The 16,898-nt window shown below is 69.2% G+C and carries 14 protein-coding genes and 1 tRNA gene; 3 read left to right on the forward strand and 12 right to left on the reverse strand.

Annotation, left to right across the window (positions count from 1 at the left end; genetic code table 11):
• The first annotated feature begins 18 nt into the window (after positions 1-18).
• Positions 19-1,449, forward strand: a complete 1,431-nt coding sequence (locus FWJ67_RS07970) for a protein O-GlcNAcase (protein ID WP_414482687.1) — start codon at positions 19-21, stop codon at positions 1,447-1,449.
• A 37-nt stretch (positions 1,450-1,486) separates the two neighbouring features.
• Here FWJ67_RS07970 and FWJ67_RS07975 read toward each other — a convergent pair whose 3' ends face one another.
• The 6 genes from FWJ67_RS07975 to murQ all read right to left on the reverse strand — a co-directional run bounded on the left by FWJ67_RS07975 (position 1,487) and on the right by murQ (position 8,078).
• Positions 1,487-2,608, reverse strand: a complete 1,122-nt coding sequence (locus FWJ67_RS07975) for a BadF/BadG/BcrA/BcrD ATPase family protein (protein ID WP_414482688.1) — start codon at positions 2,606-2,608, stop codon at positions 1,487-1,489.
• Between the two features lie 5 nt (positions 2,609-2,613).
• Positions 2,614-3,816: an exo-beta-N-acetylmuramidase NamZ domain-containing protein gene (locus FWJ67_RS07980; protein WP_414482690.1), complete on the reverse strand. Its 1,203-nt coding sequence runs from the start codon at positions 3,814-3,816 to the stop codon at positions 2,614-2,616.
• A 95-nt stretch (positions 3,817-3,911) separates the two neighbouring features.
• Positions 3,912-4,793, reverse strand: coding sequence for a carbohydrate ABC transporter permease (locus FWJ67_RS07985; RefSeq protein ID WP_304174251.1), 882 nt, complete (start codon positions 4,791-4,793; stop codon positions 3,912-3,914).
• Positions 4,793-5,713, reverse strand: a complete 921-nt coding sequence (locus FWJ67_RS07990) for a carbohydrate ABC transporter permease (RefSeq protein WP_304174249.1) — start codon at positions 5,711-5,713, stop codon at positions 4,793-4,795. The genes FWJ67_RS07985 and FWJ67_RS07990 overlap by 1 nt, the downstream gene beginning before the upstream one ends.
• 140 nt (positions 5,714-5,853) lie before the next feature.
• Positions 5,854-7,110 (reverse strand): ABC transporter substrate-binding protein, encoded by a 1,257-nt coding sequence (locus tag FWJ67_RS07995; RefSeq protein ID WP_304174247.1) that lies wholly within the window; start codon positions 7,108-7,110, stop codon positions 5,854-5,856.
• 71 nt (positions 7,111-7,181) lie between these two features.
• Positions 7,182-8,078 carry an N-acetylmuramic acid 6-phosphate etherase gene (gene murQ / locus FWJ67_RS08000; protein WP_304174245.1) on the reverse strand — a complete coding sequence of 299 codons (897 nt, stop codon included), beginning with the start codon at positions 8,076-8,078 and terminating at the stop codon, positions 7,182-7,184.
• Positions 8,079-8,292: 214 nt separating this feature from the next.
• On the opposite strand from murQ, the gene kduD reads away from it, so the two are divergent.
• Positions 8,293-9,048: a 2-dehydro-3-deoxy-D-gluconate 5-dehydrogenase KduD gene (kduD, locus tag FWJ67_RS08005; RefSeq protein ID WP_304174243.1), complete on the forward strand. Its 756-nt coding sequence runs from the start codon at positions 8,293-8,295 to the stop codon at positions 9,046-9,048.
• Between the two features lie 67 nt (positions 9,049-9,115).
• On the opposite strand, the gene FWJ67_RS08010 is transcribed toward kduD, so the two are convergent.
• The 6 genes from FWJ67_RS08010 to FWJ67_RS08035 form a co-directional block, all read right to left on the reverse strand.
• Complete coding sequence (locus tag FWJ67_RS08010) at positions 9,116-10,252, reverse strand: ABC transporter permease (protein WP_304174241.1); 1,137 nt, start codon at positions 10,250-10,252, stop codon at positions 9,116-9,118.
• A gap of 27 nt (positions 10,253-10,279) precedes the next feature.
• Positions 10,280-11,251 (reverse strand): ABC transporter permease, encoded by a 972-nt coding sequence (locus FWJ67_RS08015; RefSeq protein ID WP_414482689.1) that lies wholly within the window; start codon positions 11,249-11,251, stop codon positions 10,280-10,282.
• Between the two features lie 91 nt (positions 11,252-11,342).
• Complete coding sequence (locus FWJ67_RS08020; RefSeq protein WP_304174237.1) at positions 11,343-13,136, reverse strand: ABC transporter substrate-binding protein; 1,794 nt, start codon at positions 13,134-13,136, stop codon at positions 11,343-11,345.
• A 178-nt stretch (positions 13,137-13,314) separates the two neighbouring features.
• A complete protein-coding gene (locus FWJ67_RS08025) occupies positions 13,315-14,181 on the reverse strand; it encodes a carbohydrate ABC transporter permease (RefSeq protein WP_304174235.1) in 867 nt (288 codons plus the stop codon).
• A complete protein-coding gene (locus FWJ67_RS08030; protein WP_304174233.1) occupies positions 14,178-15,125 on the reverse strand; it encodes a carbohydrate ABC transporter permease in 948 nt (315 codons plus the stop codon). The genes FWJ67_RS08025 and FWJ67_RS08030 overlap by 4 nt, the downstream gene beginning before the upstream one ends.
• A 72-nt stretch (positions 15,126-15,197) precedes the next feature.
• On the reverse strand, positions 15,198-16,391 hold the full coding sequence (locus tag FWJ67_RS08035) for an extracellular solute-binding protein (RefSeq protein WP_304174231.1): 1,194 nt from the start codon (positions 16,389-16,391) through the stop codon (positions 15,198-15,200).
• Between the two features lie 231 nt (positions 16,392-16,622).
• On the opposite strand from FWJ67_RS08035, the gene FWJ67_RS08040 reads away from it, so the two are divergent.
• Positions 16,623-16,697: transfer RNA gene (locus tag FWJ67_RS08040), tRNA-Ile, on the forward strand.
• The last annotated feature ends 201 nt before the right edge of the window (positions 16,698-16,898 follow it).

A 16,898-nucleotide genomic window follows, 5' to 3' on the forward strand; every position in this document is an offset into this window, starting at 1 on the left:
CACCGAGGGGGGCTTTTGATGCCTGCGTTCGCCATTCGGGGTGTGATCGAGGGTTTCTACGGCCCGCCCTGGAGCCACGGACAACGCTTGGCCCTCATGGACTTCCTGGCGGGTCATGGCTACAACCTGTACGTCTACGCCCCCAAAGACGACCCCTACCACCGGGAGCGGTGGCGGGAGCCCTACCCGCCCAGCCAGCTCAACGAGCTCCGGGAACTGGCCGCCCGGGCCCGCTCGGTGGGCGTGGCTTTCTGTTTCGCCGTCAGCCCCGGCCTTTCCCTGCGCTACGCCGACGACACCGAACTGGACCGGCTCTGGGCCAAGCTGGAGCCCCTGGTCCAGGCAGGGGTGACCCACGTCGGCCTCTTCTTCGACGACATCCCGCCCCACCTGGTCCATCCCGAGGATCAAGCCCGGTTCCCCTCCCTGGCCGAGGCCCAGGCCCACGTGGTCCAACGCCTCCTGGAGCGGCTGGGCCCGCTCCAGCCCCAGACCGGGGAAGGGGCCCTGCCGGCGGTCCGGCTCCTCTTCTGCCCCACCCAGTACCACGGGGATCCCGACACCCCCTACCTCCGCCGGCTGGGCGAGCTTTTGCCCCAGGAGGTGGCCGTCTTCTGGACGGGCCCCCAGGTCTGCTCCCGGGAGCTGACGGTGGACCACACCCGGGCCGTCGCCCGGATCCTGGGCCGCCCCCCGCTCTTCTGGGACAACTACCCGGTCAACGACAGCATGATGGCCACCGAGCTCCACCTGGGCCCCTACACCGGCCGGGACCCCGGCCTCTGGCAGGCGGCCCAAGGGGTGGTGCTCAACCCCATGCCCCAGTACACCGCCTCCCGGTGGATCCTGGCCGCCGCCAGCACCTACCTCACCCGCCCCGAGACCTACGAGCCCCAGGCCGCCTGGGAGCGGACCTGGCGGGCGGTGGCGGAAAGCTTGGGACGGGACCGGGAGGCGGTCGCCCAAGCCCTCCTCCACTTCGCCCAGGCCAACCTGGAAAGCCCCCTCCACCCTGGCCCCCCGGAGGCCTACACCGAGCCCATCGAGGCCTTCCTCCAGGCCCCGCCCGAGGAGAAGCTCCTCCGAGCCCCGGAGCTGGAGGCCCTCTTCCAGCGGATCAGCCGGGAGCACGCCCTCCTCGGGGTGGTCCTCCCGGAGGAGACCCGCCGGGAGCTGGGGCCGTGGCTGGAGGAGTACGGCCGCTGGGCGGCCATCGGCCTCCAGGCCCTCCGGGTGCTGGAGGCGGTCCTCCAGGCGGTGTGGGCGCCCATGGTTGAAGGAGGCGGGGCCGCCTCGCCCACCGAGCGGCTGAGCGCCGCCCGCCGGGAGCGGGAGCGGCTCCGGGAGCTCCTCCAGGAGAGCCTCACCTTCCGGACCCGGGTGCTGGGGGATGGGATCCGGAACCTGGCCGTCCGCATCTTCCAGGTGAGTGGTCTCTTTGTCCGGTAGCAGGCTCCGCCCCAGGGCACGGCGGTCGGGGTGGGCGTCACCCTGGGCCGCCCGTGGGGCTCCCGTCACCTCCCCCGGCGGCCTTCTGGAGGGCCCGGAGCCGCTCCAGGGCCTGCTGGGGCACCTGGCCGTGGTAGGCCCGGAGGGCTAAGAAGGCCGCGCCCAGCACCGGCTCCTCCACCCGGCCCGCCAGCCTGGCCCGGGGGGCCTCCCGGGCCAGGGCCGCCTCCACCCGAGCCCACCACCCTGGCCCAAGCCGGAAGAGGCCGCCCGCGGTCACCGTGGGCACCCGCTCCAACCCGGCCAGAAACTCCGCCCGGGCCAGAACCGCCCGGACCAAGAGGGCCAGCTCCCCCGCGGCCCCGTCCAGGATCCCTTGGGCCACCGGGTCCCCCTCCTGGGCCGCCGCCACCACCTCCTGGGCGAGGCCGGCGATCCAGGCCCGGTCCCGCTCCCCCCGGTGGATGGGCCCCACCAGCTCTGCCGGGCGGGCCACACCCGCCACCCGGCAGAGCCGCTCGGTGAGGGCAGTCACCGGGCCCCGGCCATCCTGGGCCCGCAGGGCGGCCCGGATCGCCTCCCGGCCGATCCAGTAGCCGCTCCCCTCATCGCCCAAGAGGTACCCCCACCCGCCGGCCCGGACCTCTTCTTCCTGGGGCCCCACCGCCAGGGCCAGGGACCCGGTGCCCGCCAGGAGAAGGACCCCCGGCGCTCCCAAGGTGCCGGCCAGCAGCGCGGCCACCCCGTCGTGGACCAGGCGGATCTCGGCCCGGGGAAAGAGCTGGGCCAACGCCTGGCGCATCTGGCTGGCCTCCGGCTCCCGGGCGGCGCCCGCGAGGCCGATGGCCACCACCGCTACCCGGTCTGGAGGCCAAACCCCGTCCGGAGAGGGGCCCGCCGCCTCCACGGGTCGAGCCCCCGCCTCGCGGGAAGGCTTCCCGGCCAGCTCATCGGCGGCGAGCCTCTCCCCCTCGAGGGCCAACCCCGTCTTCTGGGCGGCTTCGGCGATGGCCCGGACGGCCGCCCCCACCCCCGCCGCCGTGGGGTTGGAGGTGCCACCCTCGCCCCGGCCGAGAAGACGGCCTTCCGGGTCCAGAAGCCAGAGGCGGGTCCGGCTGCCGCCCCCGTCCACCGCCACCAGCAGGGCCTCACGGGCCATGGGCCTCAACCTCCTTCCCCAGAACCGGGCCGGTAGAGCCAGAACCCCTCCACCTCCCGGCGGAAGGCGGCCGCCTCCTCGTCCCAGGCGTCGGCCAGCCGGTCCGGATCGCGGCCCCCTTCCAGGTGCCGCCGGAGGGTCTCGCCGCCGGCCAAGAGATCGATGAAGGGGCGCTCCTCCCCCACCCACGCCCACCGCTCGGGGGCTTGGCGGTAGAGGGCGTCCAGCAGGTGCAAACCCGTCCGCACGGGCCGGAAGGCCTCAGGATCCAGCACGTGGGGCTCCACCCCGGCGCAGAGGGTGCCGGCGTGCTTGGAGAAGGTGGGGGTGAAGAAGACGGGCCGGAAGGCCACCCCCGGCAGGCCCCGCCCGTTCAGCTCCCGGGCCAGCCGCACCCCGTCGATCCAGGGCGCCCCGATCCAGCGGAAGGGGTGGGTGGTCCCCCGTCCCTCGGAGAGGTTGGTCCCTTCCACCAGGCAGGTGCCCGGGTAGAGGAGAAGCGTCTCCGGGCTGGGCATGTTGGGCGAGGGGGCCGCCCAGGGCAGGCCCGTCTCCCAGTAGAGCCAGGCCCGGTCCCAACCCCGGACGGGGATCACCTCCAGCCTCCCCCGCCCCAACCCGGCGGTGGCCGCCTGCCAGGCGAGGATCTCCCCCAAGGTGAGCCCATGCCGGATGGCCATGGGATGGGCCCCCACCAGGGAGCGGAAGGCCGGATCCAGCACGTTCCCTTCCACGGCCACGCCCCCCACCGGGTTGGGCCGGTCCAAGAGGAGAAAGGGGATCCCCTGCTCACCGCACGCCTCCAGGGCCTGGGTCGCGGTGGCCACAAAGGTCCAGTAGCGGCAGCCCCCGTCGGGGAGGTCACAGAGGAAGAGCTCCACCCCATCCAGGCTCTCGGGCGTGGGCCGGCGGTGGGCCCCGTAGAGGCTGTAGACAGGTACCCCCCAGCGGGGCTCCCGGGCATCCTCCACGGGCACCCCCGCCTGGGCCTCACCCCGGAGCCCGTGCTCCGGGGCAAAGAGGGCCACCAGCTGGGCGCCCGCCTCCACCACCCGGTCCACCACCCACCGGGCCTGGCCGTCGAGGGCCGCGCCGTTGGTGAGGATGGCCACCCGGCGCCCCCGAAGCCGGTGGGCCTGCTCCTCCACCAGCACCTCCGCCCCCACCCGGACCCGGGGCTTGACGGCTCCCGTCCCCGATCGCCTCATGACCACCGGGCCACCTCCTCCCGTCCCGCCGCATCATCCCCCATGGTTGGGGGCTGGGGCCTTCCCCACGGGACCCCGGCGGCTTTCCGCCGGCTTCACCCCTTCACCGCCCCCGCGGTCAGCCCTTCGATGAACTGGCGGGACATGACCAAGTAGAGGAGGAGGAGGGGCAGGCTGGCGATGAGCATGCCAGCGAAGAGCAGGCCCCAGTCGGTCATGTACTGGCCGAAGAAGATGGTCATCCCCAGGGGGATGGTCTTCAGCTCATCCGATTGGATGAAGAGCAGGGGGAAGAAGAAGTCGTTCCACCACGGCACGAAGTTGACGATGGTGACCGTGGCCAGCCCCGGACGGACCAGGGGGAGCATCACCCGGGAGAAGGTCTGAAACTCCGAGCAGCCGTCGATCCGGGCCGCGTACTCCAGCTCCTTGGGCAGGGTGCGGAAGAAGCCCGTGAGCAGGAAGACGGACATGGGCATGCCGCTGGCCGCGTAGGTGAGGATGAGCGACCAGTGGGTGTCCAGGAGGTTCAGGTTCCGCATGAGGAGGAAGAGGGGCAAGACCCCCAGCCGGATGGGGATCATGATCCCTGCCAGGAAGAAGATGTAGAGGGCGTTGTTCAGCCGGAACCGGTACCGCCCCAGCGCGTACGCGGCGAGGGAGGAGCAGGTGAGGACGAGCACCGTCGAGGCCGCGGTGACCAGCACCGAGTTGCGGAAGTAGGTGCTGAAGTTGGCCCGGCGCCAGACGGTGATGAAGGGCTCCAGGCTCCACCGGGAGGGGAGCCCGAAGGGGTCCAGGAAGATCTCCCGGGTGGACTTGAACGCGGTGATCACCATCAAGAAGAGCGGATAGACGAAGATCAGGGCCAAGAGGGTGAGGCCCCCGTAGATGAGGACCTTCCCCACCGCCGCCCGCCACCGGCGAGGCGCCACCGTCGCCTTCCGTTCTGCTGCCAGATCGAGCCTCGTCGCCATCAGTACTCCACCTGCCGCTTCTGCATCTGCCGCACGCCCAGAATGGAAACCGCCCCGATGATGATCAGCATCAAGACGGCAATGGCCGATGCGATGCCGATCTGGCCCGGTTCACCGCCGGTGGTCGAATCGCCGAAGGCGGTCCGGTAGAAGAGGGTGCCGAGCAGGTCCGTCGAGTAGTAGGGGTTGCCGCTGGAGCCCTGCATGATGAAGACCAGCTCAAAGGCGTTGAAATCCCAGATGAAGGTGAGGATGGTCATCATCCCGATGACGGGGGCCAGAAGGGGCAAGGTCACGTGCCGGAAGGTCTGCCAGCCCGTGGCGCCGTCGACGGTGGCCGCCTCATGGAGCTCTTCGGGGATCCCCTGCAGGCCCGCCAGGAAGACCAGGATGGGGAAGCCCAGCCACCGCCAGGCGTTGACCAGGATGATGGTCCACAGGGCCGTCTCCGTCTGGCCCAGCCAGGGTTGGACCCAAGAGCCCAGCCCGATCAGCCGCAGGAACTGGTTGAAGGCCCCCCAGGTGGGGTTGAGCAGAAGGAGCCAGAGGAAGCCCACCACCACCATGGAGAGGGTGTAGGGGATGAAGTAGACCGTCTGGAAGAAGCCGAACCCCCGCCACTTCTTCCGGAAGAGGACGGCCAAGGCCAGCCCCAAGGTGGTCTGGATGGCGAAGGTGGTAACGAAGAAGAGGACGTTGTGGCTCAGCGCCCCCCAGAAGCGGGCCTGGTAGGGCGATCGGGTGAGGACGGTCTTGAAGTTCTCCAGGCCGGCGAAGGGGCCCCGGATGAGCCCATCCCAGTGGAAGAGGCTGTAGCCCAGGGATGAGGCCAGCGGGTAGACCATGAAGACGCCGTAAAGCACCAGCCCGGGCAACAGGAAGAAGATGTACGCGTGACGCTCCATCCAACGGCGGACCATCGCCCGTTCCCCCCAACCTGGCTGCTGGCGGCGAGGGGCCGGCAGCGGCCGGCCCCTCGCCCATCGGTCCGGTCGACGACCCTTGCAACGCACGCCTCAGGGAGCCCCTTGCCCAGAGGGCCGAGGCCGTGCCTCCGCCCTCACTGGAACGGCTCGTACCAGCTGGCCACCCCTTCCTGGATGTTGGCCGCCGCCTGGTCGACGCTCAGGAGGCCCGCGAAGACACCTTGGAGCTCATTCTGGAGCAGGGTGGAGCCGCTGGGCTGGCCATAGCGGAAGGCGGTCAGCATCAGGTAGGGCGTCCCCTGGCGCTCCATCAGCTCCACGATCTCGGCCAGCACCGGGTCCTCCGGCTGGGTGCCCGGCACCGCGGAGATCTGCTTCAGGGTATTGGTGAACATCTGCCCGTACTCCCGGGAGGCGAGGAACCGGATGAAGGCCAGCGCCGCCTCGGGGTGCTTGGTGTTGGCGTTGATCCCGTAGGAGCCGTCCACGTAGACGGAGATGTAGGCCGGATCCTCCGCCCGCTCGCCCGGGATGGGGAAGACGCCGATCTTCAGGTCCGGGTTCATCTGGGCGAAGGTCCCCAGCTCGTAGGAGCCCGCCAGCATCATCCCCGCCAGCTCCTGGGCGAAGAGGACCTGCATGTCGGTGTAACCCACGCCCATGTAGTTGTCGGGCAGGTAGGGGCGGAGCTCCAGCATCTTCTCCACCGCGCGCTTGAAGCGGGGATCCTCGAAGGTGGCCTCCCCCGCCACGACCTCCTCATAGTACTGGGAGCCGCCGTAGAAGGTGGGGCCCACCGCCCCAAAGAAGGTCTCCAGGGTCCAGCCTTCCTTGGCCCCGTTGGCGAAGGGGATGTACCCCGCCCGCTTGAGGGCCTCGGCCACCTCCAAGAGCTCCGACCACGTCTGGGGCTCCTTCAGGCCCAGCTCCTCGAAGATGCGGACGTTGTAGAGGACCTGGACGGTCTGCAGCGCGAAGGGCACACCATAGATCCGCCCGTCGGCCCGGTTGGTCGCCCCCGCCAGGTGGTCGGGGTTGAAGTCCTTCAGGGCCTCCACCTTGTCGTCCAGGGGCATCAGGTAGCCCGCCTGGGCCAAGGGCTCCATACCGCCGTAGGCCCGGAGGTGGATGATGTCGGGGCCCGAGCCGGCTTGGAGGGCGGTGGCCAGGATGGTGTTGTACTCGGTGTTCCGGTAGGGGACGAAGCGGACCCGGATGCCGGGATGCTCGGCTTCGAAGGCGGCGATGAACTGGTTGTACGCGTCCACGTCCTCGGTCCGCCAGCTCCAGAAGGTCAAGGTGACCTCTTCAGCGCCGGCCACCGCTGGGGCCAACAGCACCGCCAGGGCCAGAAAGAGAACCTGGGTGAGCCTCATAAGCCGCACGTGCACGCCTCTCCCTCCTTGCGTAAGCCAGCCGTCTGCTCGTCGGTCTGTCGCCTGCCGCGGCGCGGGCCGCCAGCTCAGCCGGGCCTCCCTTCCAAGGCCCGCTGGACGAACCCGCCCGCCTCTTCCAAGCGCTGCTCCGCCGCCTCCCGATCCAAGCCGCAGCGGAGCATGACGATGGCCACCTTCACCTGCTGGTGGGACGCCTCGAAGGCCTCCTGGCAGGCCTCCCGGGATGCGCCCGTCACCTCCTGCAGGATCCGGAGGGCCCGCTCCCGCAGCTTGGCGTTGGTCGGCCGGAAATCGACCATCAGGTTCTGGTACACCTTGCCCAGGCGGATCATGGCGCCAGTGGAGAGGATGTTGAGCACCATCTTCTCCGCGGTCCCTGCCTTGAGCCGGGTGGAGCCGGCCACCACCTCGGGCCCCACCACGGGGGCGATGGTCCAGTCGGCCAGCTCCTCCAAGGCGGAGGGCCGGTTGCAGGTGAGCCCCAGGGTGGCCACCCCCATGGCCCGGGCCTGGCGGACGGCCCCCAGCACGAAGGGGGTGCTGCCGCTGGCGCTGATCCCCACCACCAGATCCCCCGGCCGGGCCCGCTGGGCCACCTGGGCGGCCCCGTCGGCCTCGTCGTCCTCCGCCTCCTCCACCGCCTTGAGGAAGGCCTCGACGCCCCCGGCCAGGATCACCTCCACCCCTTCCTCCCCCACGCCGAAGGTGGGGTACCACTCCACCGCATCCAGAATCCCCAGCCGGCCGCTGGTCCCGGCGCCCACGTAGAGCACCCGGTGGCCCGAACCGAGGGCCTCGGCCATCATCTCGATGCCCCGGGCGATCCGGGGCAACTCCGCCTCGACCGCCTCCACCACCCGCCGGTCTTCGTGGTTCATCAACCGGGCGATCTCCAGCGGGCTCAGCTGGTCGATGTGGAGGCTTGCTGGGTTCCTCGATTCGGTGGTCAGGTGCTCCGCCATGGCTGGGACCTCCCGGCAACGCCGAAGTCTGGGCAGGGCGCCCACTGGTGGGGTTCGTTCTCGGACTAAATTTTCCTTCTCTAAATCAGCATGATAAGGAAATTAGGTTTCTACCGCGCCCCCTGGGGAAGAGGGAGCCTGGCGCTCCGTGTGGAAGGAGCCTCAGGGCCTTTCCGGGCCTGCAGGTATGGAGGCAGCTGAGAGGAGGAAGAGGATGCACCAACTCTTTGATCTCACAGGCCAGGTCGCCCTGGTCACCGGCGCGAGCCGGGGCATCGGCCAGGCCATCGCGGTGGGGCTGGCGGAGGCGGGGGCCACCATCGTCGGGGTGGCCCGCAGCGACCAGAGCGAGACGGCCCGCCAGGTTCAGGCGGCGGGTCAGCGGTTTGAAGGGATTGAGGCCGACCTGAGCCAGCCCAGCACCGCCGAGCAGGTCTTCGACGAGGCCCTCGCCCGCACAGGCCGGGTGGACATCCTGGTGAACAACGCCGGGATCATCCGCCGCAAGCCCGCCATCGACGTGACCGACGAGGAGTGGGATGAGGTCCTCCACCTGAACCTGACCCAGGTCTTCCGCCTCAGCCGCCGGGCCGCGCACCATTTCCGGGCGCGGGGCCGGGGGAAGATCATCATGATCGCCTCCTTGCTCTCCTTCCAGGGCGGCATCCTGGTCCCCGCCTACACGGCCAGCAAGAGCGGCCTCTTGGGCCTCACCCGGGCCCTGGCCAACGAGTGGGCGCCTTTGGGCATCAACGTCAACGCCATCGCGCCCGGCTACGTGGCCTCTGACCTGACCCAGCCCCTCCAGGACGACCCAGAGCGGAACCGGAGCATCCTGGAGCGGATCCCCGCCGGCCGCTGGGCCAAGCCTGAGGATCTCAAGGGGGCGGCCGTCTTTCTGGCCTCCGCCGCCTCGGACTACGTCCACGGCGCGGTGCTCCCCGTCGACGGCGGCTGGCTCGCCCGCTGAGGCCTGGGGCTGGCCCCGGGCCGGCCCTCTGCCCCCGGGGCGGGCTTGCGCCGGGCCCGCCTCCACCTCACTGGATCGCATAGGGATCGAAGGCGTCCCGGATGGCATCCCCCACAAAGTTGAAGGCGAGCACGGCGGCCACGATGAAGAGCCCCGGCGTCAGGAGCCACGGGTAGAGCTGGAGGGCTTGCAAGCTCTGGGCGTCCCTGAGCAAGAGCCCCCAGCTGGTCATGGGCTCTTTGATCCCCAAGCCCAGGAAGCTCATGGTCGACTCCCCCAGGATCATCCCAGGCAGGGCCAAGGTGGCGGAGACGATGAGGTACGAGGCGATGTTGGGCAGGATGTGGCGGAAGATGATCGCCCCGTCCGACGCCCCCAGGGCCCGGGCCGCGAGGACAAACTCCTTCTCCCGCAGGGCCAGGTACTGCCCCCGCACCACCCGGGCGAGGCCCGTCCAGCCGATCAGCGAGAGGACCGTCACCACCCCGAAGTAGACCCAGTGGGAGGGCCAGTGGGGCGGCAGGATCATGCTGAGGGCCAGCCACAGGGGGATGGTGGGAAAAGAGCGGAGGAGCTCGATGAGGCGCTGGATCAGGTTGTCGAGGCGGCCGCCGTAGTAGCCCGAGAGGCCCCCCATCACCACCCCCATGGCGGTGCTCACCACCACCCCCAGCACCCCCACCGTCAGGGTGACCCGCCCCCCCAGGAGGATCCGCCCCCACAGGTCCCGCCCGAACCGGTCCGTCCCCAGGAGGAAGAGCCGGCCATCGCTCCCCGGCTCCAGCCCCACCAGCCGAACCCGCATGGGGATCACCCCGAAGAGCCGGTAGGGCTCCCCCGGCGTGAAGAAACGCAGGGGGTAGATCCGGCTGGGATCCTCCTCATAGCGGAACTGGAAGGTGATGGGATCCCGGGTCGCCTTCAGGCCGTAGACGAAGGGGCGCCAGTGGAAGCGGCCCTCCTGGTCCACGAAGCGGATCCGGGTGGGCGGCGCGTGGCGGTACTCCCGGTGCATTAGGTCAAAGGGGTAGGGCGCCAGGAAGGGCCCCAAGAGGATGGCCCCGTAGAGAAGGCCCAAGACTGCCAGCCCCGCCAGCCCCAGCCGGTGCCGGAGAAACCGGCGCCAGATCCGCCATCCCGGCCCAACCGGGGCGCTGGTGGCCAAGGTTTCCGCCCGTGCTTCGAGGTTGATGGATCCTTCCACCATGCCGCCTCCCCCGCGCCTCGTGCGTCAGTCGTACCGGATGGTCGGGTCGACCCAGACCAGCAGGATGTCGGCGAGCAAGTTGCCCAGGAGCATGAGCAGGGCCGACATCATCAGGAAGGTCATCACCAGGTACTGGTCCTGGTTGATGAGCGCGTCGTAGAAGAAGGGCCCCATGGTGGGCAGGTTGAGGACGATGGCGGTGACGATGGTCCCCGAAAGGAGCTCGGGCAGCTGCATCCCCAGGAGGGAGACCAGGGGGTTGATGGCGTTCCGCACCGCGTGCTTCCAGATGACCACCCGCTCGGCCAGGCCCTTGCTCCGGGCCGTCATCACGTAGGGCATCTGGAGGACGTCCAGAAGGTTGGCCCGCATGAGCCGCAGGAGGCTGGCCGTCCCCGAGGTGCCGATGGCCACCACCGGCACCCAGAGGTGCTTCGCCAGGTCCACCACCTTGGCCCAGCTCCAGGGAGCGCCCACCATCTCCGGGGAGAAGAGGCCCCCCACCGAGGTGGCCCCCGCCTGGAGGAGCAGGTACATGAGGACCAGGGCCAGGAAGAAGTTGGGGATGGAGAGGCCGATGAAGCCCAGGAAGGTGAGGGCGTAATCCAAGAACGAGTACTTGCGGACCGCCGCGTAGATCCCGATGGGGATGGCCACCACCCAGCTGAAGAGGAGGCTCGCCCCCGAGACCACCACCGTCCATGCCAGCCGCTCCCAGATCAGGTCGGCGACGGGGCGCTTGTAGGCGAAGGAGTAGCCGAAGTCCCCCCGGGTGACGATCCCCTTCACCCAGATCAGGTACTGTTTCCAGGCGGGCTGGTCCAGGCCGAGCTGGGCCCGCATCTGGAGGGCCGTCTCGTAGGAGACCCGGGGGTTGGAAAAGTACTGGGAGCCGAAGTCGCCGGGCTGGGCCTGGATGACGGCGAAGGCGACGATGGAGATCAAGACCATGAAGCCTGGCATGGCCAAGAGGCGGCGGATCACGTACTGGCTCACGGGCTCCCCTCCTCCCTCCTGCCCCCACTGGGGCCCTTCCCGCCCGGGAAGGGGCGGTCCGGGGGCGGCCGCCGCCCCCGGACCGGGCCGCCTACTTCCGGTAGGCGGTGTAGGGCGTTCCGGCGAGCACGCCATCCTCCGTCTGGAAGTAGTTGCCCACGCTGTTCTGGACCGCCCGCAGGTTCATCCCCTTGGCGATGAAGATGACGGGGAGCTCCCGGGCGTAGATGGCCTGCCACTCATCGTAATAGGCCTTCCGCTCGGCCGGGTCCATGGCCGTCTGGCCCAGCTCAAAGAGCTCCCAGACCCGCCGCTCCCAGTCGACCATCGCCTCGAAGACAGGTTCCTGGGTGGTCCGGTCCATGGTGGAGCCGTGCCAGTAGTAGAGCGGCTGGCCCGGCTGCCAGATGGCCTTCCGCAGCTGAGGATCAGGCTGGTTGCCGAAGGCGTGAAGGATGGACTGGAACTCCCCGGCCACCGCCCGGTCGCCCACCAGGTTCCCCGCCAGAAGCTGCAGGTGGACCCGGATGCCCGCCTCCAGCAGCTCCTCCCGGAGGAGGGCGGCGATGTCGCTCATGGCCTGGTCGGTCACCGAGGCGGTCAGGGTGAACTCCAGATCCCGCCCCGAGGGCAGCTCCCGGATGCCGTCCCCGTCCACATCCAGGAGGCCCAGCTCATCGAGGATGGCCTGGGCCCGCGCGGGATCGTAGGGCCGGCGGATCTCAGCCACCTCGGGGTTGTAGAAGGCCCGGTTGGAGGGCAGGACAGGGGTTCCCGGCAGAATGGCCAGGGTGTTGTACACCTGGTCGATGATCCGCTCCCGGTCCAGGAGATGCTCCATGGCCGCCCGGAAACGCTGGTCCCGGAAAAGGGCCCGCAGCTCGGGATCGTCCACGTCCCAGTTGAAGGCCCAGTGAGGCGGCGAGGGCGTGGGCGTCACCGGGTTGCCCGCGAAGACCCGGAAGGGGGCGCCGGCCACCTCCTGGCTCTTCAGGCCCGGGAAGTCCGCCGCGTTGAGGGTGAGCACATCGATGGCGCCCGCCTGGAACTGGGCCAGCTGGACCTGGGGGTTCTGGACGATGAGGTAGACCAGCTCGTCCACGTAGGGCAAGGGGTTCCCCCAGGGGTCCACCTTCCAGTCGAAGTAGGGGTTCCGGGTGAGGACCACCCGCTGGTCGGGATCGTACCGGCTCAGCCGGAAGGGCCCCGTGCCCACGATCTGGTCCAGGGGCGTGTCGGTGGTCCACGCCCGGTTGAAGCTGCCCGGCTCCAGGTTGGGGTTGGCCCCTTCGGTCAGGTGGGCCAGCCGGTGCTCGGGCAGGATGAGGGCGTGGGCGAGCACCCGGAAGAAGGCCCCGTACGGCTGGGGAAGGATGGCCCGCACCGTCTGGTCATCCACCTTCTCCCAGCGGACCAGCTCGCCGCCGATGGTGTACCGGGCCCGCTCGTTCCCCTCCGCATAGGGGTTGAGGACCACGTGCTCCATGGTGAAGACCACATCGTCGGCGGTGAAGGGCTCGCCGTCGGACCAGCGGACGGGCCGGAGGTGGAAGGTGACGGTCCGGCCGTCCTCGGAGACCTCCCAAGAGGAAGCCAGGCCCGGCTCCAGCTCGAAGGTGACCGGGTTCTCCTCCACCAGGGGCGACAGCACCTGGCCCATGATCTCATACGTGACGTTGTCGATCACACCGTAGTAGTTGAAGGAGCGGGGCGACGAGAGCACCGACAAGGTCAGGGTTCCGCCGGGAACGCCCGGCGCCTCAAAGAGGATCGGGTCGACCACCTTGGGGTCGGCGGCGGTCTGGGCGCCAGCCGGTCCCCCCAGCACGAGGAGCACCCCGACCGCCAGCGCGGCCCAGCCCAGCCGCCTGGCCGCACGCGCCATCCTCTTTCCCTCCTTCGGCCGGATGGGATGGTGGCCCCGGGCATCCCGCCCCGGTGCCTTCCGGCCTGGTGTCGCACTCTTCGCGTCTATAGTTCTCTGAGAAAAACCACCTTCCTCTTGCTCAATTGTAGAGAAGGTTTGTTTTGCACAAGGGGCGGAGGGGCGGCGCAGGCCGGGCCTACTGCTTCACCGCCCCCCGGGTGAGCCCGGCGATGATCTGCCGCTGGAAGATGAGGAAGAGGATGACGATGGGCAGGGCCGAGATGGCGGCCGCGGCCATCTGGTGGACGTAATCCACCCCGAAGCGGCCCTGGTAGAGAGCGAGCCCCAAGGTAAGGGTGCGGGTCTGGGCGGAAGAGGTGAGGATCAGGGGCATCAGAAACTCGTTCCATGAGGAGAGGGCAGTGTTGATGAGGACCACCGCCAAGGCCGGGCGGGCCAAGGGCAGGAGGATCCGGAAGAGGATTTGAAAGTCGCCGGCACCGTCCACCCGGGCCGCCTCGTCCAAGGCCCGGGGCAGGCCGTCGAAGTACTGCTTCAGGAGGAAGATGCCGAAGCCCTCCACCAGCGACGGGAGCATGAGGGCCGTCAGGGTGTCATAGAGGCCCAAGCGCTGGATGAGGATGTAGATGGGGATCATGAGGACGTGGACGGGGATCATCATCCGGGCCAGGATCAGCCCCAGCACCAGCCCCGCCCCCCGGAAGGCTTTCCGGGAGAGAGCGTAGGCGACCATGGAGTCGAAGAGCAGGTTGGCCGCCAAGACCACCACCGTCACCAGCACCGAGTTGGCAAAGTAGCGATCGAACCGGTCGGCCACCCAGACATCCCGGTAGTTCTGGAAGGTGATGCGCTCGGGGATCAGGTCATCCAACTGGTTGACCAGCGCGCCCCCCGTCCGGACCGAGGTGGAGAGCATGAGGAGGAAGGGAAAGAGGGTGCTGGCGGCCACCAGGAGGAGCACCAGGTACAGGAGGCTCCGGCCCAGAAGCCCCGGCCCCCGGCGCCGGCGTCGTGCCGCCTCGGTCGTCACCATGGTCCTCATCCCCACACATCCTCCCCCTGGATCAGCCGGTACTGGATGAGCGAGAAGAGCAAGATGATGAAGAAGAGCACGTAGGCCAGCGCGGAGGCATACCCCATGTCGAACCGCTGGAAGCCCATAGTGTAGAGGTAGTAGACCACGGTGGTGGTCCGCCCCAGGGGCCGGCCTTGGGTCATGACGAAGATCTCGGAGAAGATCTGGAACGAGCGGATGGTGTTGATCACCAGGACAAAGACCAGGGTGGGCCGCAGGAGGGGCAGGGTGACCCGGAAGAACCGGCCCAGCGGTGAGGCCCCGTCCACCTCAGCCGCCTCATGAAGCTCCTCAGGGATGTTCTGCAGGCCCGCCAAGAAGAGGATGGTGTAGTACCCGAAACTGGCCCAGATGTCCATGGCCATGATGGCCGGCAGGGCCCAGCGGGTGCTGAGGAGCCAGTTGGTCCGCTCCACCCCCAACAGGGCCAGGAGCCCGTTCAAGGGCCCGTAGGGGGCGTAGATGTAGACGAAGATGGTGGAGATGACGATCATGGACGTGACCGACGGGAGGAAGTAGCTCGCCCGGAAGAAGGCCCGCAGCCGCAGCTGCTGGTTGAGGATGACCGCCAGGATCAAGGCGATGGTGGTGGTGACGGGGATGGTCCCCACCACGAAGAAGAGGGTGTTCTGCAAGGCCTGGAGGAAGCGGCGGTCGCCCAGGAGGCGGGCGTAGTTGGCCAGCCCCACCCACTGGGGCGGCTGCCCGGTGAGGGGATTGTACTGGGTGAAGCTCAGGTAAAGGGAGTACAGGATCGGGTAGAGGCTGAAGACCAGAAAGCTGATCACCCACGGGGAGAGCAGCACCGCCGTCGACGCCGCGTCCCGCTGCCGCCAGCCAAACAGCTCCCGCCCCCAAAGCCGTTCCTGGATGAGGGCCCCCAACCCCAGGGCCCGCGACCGCTCCTTCATCCCCTTGGTGCACTCCCCCGGCGGCAGGCCGGCCGGGCCCCTCGCCCGGCCGGCCCCATCGTCCCAAGTTCTCTACAGCAACGGCTCGATCATCGCTTCCGCGTAGGCCAAGGCCTCCTCGGGGCTGCGGAACTGGCCCAAGAGCAGGCCCTCCACCGCCTCGGTCACCGCGGTGGCGATCTCTTCCCAGGCCGGATGCATGGGCGGGTGGGTGGCGTTGGCCATGGCTTCGATGAAGATGGCGCTCTCCGGGAACGTCTGGAGCAGCTCAGCCTGGTCCGAGCGGCTGAAGGAGATGAGACTGGGCAGGCGGTTGGAGATCAGGTTCCCCCGCACCAAAGCCTTGGCCAGCTCGCCGGCCAGCTCCTGGTGCTTGGAGCCCGACCAGACCACCAGGTAGTCCGCGCCGGAGAAGACGACGCTCTCCTTGCCGGCCGGCGCCGGCAGGAGGAACATGCCGTACTCCAGACCCGGCGCGTCCTGCTCCAGGTTAAGGGTGCCGTCGAAGATCATGCCCACCTTGCCCAGGTAGAACGCCTGGCGGACCTCCTCCTGGGTACCCACTAGAGACGACTGGGCCAGCTCCTGGTAGAAGGCCAGGGCCTCGACGAAGGGCGGCTCGGTCACTTCCGCCCGGGTCCAGTCGTCGTTGAGGGTGCGGCCGCCGTTGGACCAGACGAAGGGGTAGAACTTCTGCCAGGTGGTGAAGCGGCCGCCGATCTTGATGGAGTAGCCGTAGATGTCAGGCCCCAGCGCGTCGATACGGCGGGAGGCTTCCAACAGCTCATCCCACGTGGTGGGCACCGCCTCGATACCCGCCCGGCGGAACAGCTCCTTGTTGTAGTAGACCACGTTGGCCGTCCCAAACCAGGGCAGCCCGTAGGTCTGGCCGCTCCGGGTGACGGCATCAAGCCCGGTGAGATCCTCGGCCAGCTCGCCCACGTCGATGGGTGCCAGGGCGCCCGCGCCCATGAACTGGGGCATCCAGGTGGAGCCCAGCTCCATCACGTCCGGGCCGTTGCGGGCCGCGATGGCCACGGTGATCTTATCCAACCCGTTCTCCCAGGTGAGCTGCTCGTGGATCACCTTCACACCCGGGTGGGCCGCCTCGAAGGCGTCCAGCGCCGGCCTGAGCCACTCCTCGCTCCAGAAGGTCCAGATGGTCAGTTCCTGGGCGCCGGCCGGCAGGGCCAAGCCTGCCGCCAGCACCATGGCCAGAAGCCAGGCCGCCGCCCAGGCATGTACTCCGTTCCCGCGACGAGTCATCCAAAAGCTCCTCCCCGGCTGCCGGGCCAGAGCCCCGGCCCAGATTCTCCTGGGGCAACTCTTCGAGCCGTGCAATGAATTCCCTTGTATATAAGAGATGACTAGGAGGAAACTTTCTTGTCCCCGCCGGATGTGCCCTTCCCGGTTGACCCGCTCCCCCCGGGGGAGGTATACTGGCGCCGGGCCGTGATCCCCCTTCGAGGGCGATCCGGCCCGGCCTCATTCCATCCTGCCCCTGTAGCTCAATGGTCAGAGCGGGCGCCTTATAAGCGCCTGATCCTGGTTCGATTCCAGGCAGGGGCACCAGTCTTCTTCTCTAACGGTTCGCACACCCAAGGCCGCGCCGGGCGCCCGAAGGCGGGCGGCATCCCAGGGCGTCCGCCCCGCCCCAAGCCGGACGCTTGGGGCGGTGGCCCCTGGGCGGGCTGGGCCCGCGCGCCAAGGCGGCGCGGCTTTGAAGGCCCACCCCAACCCTCACCCGGGCCGTGGCGCGGCCCGCTCCCTTGT

It is taken from the genome of Limnochorda sp., assembly GCF_047459355.1.
GTDB lineage: Bacteria > Bacillota > Limnochordia > Limnochordales > Limnochordaceae > Limnochorda.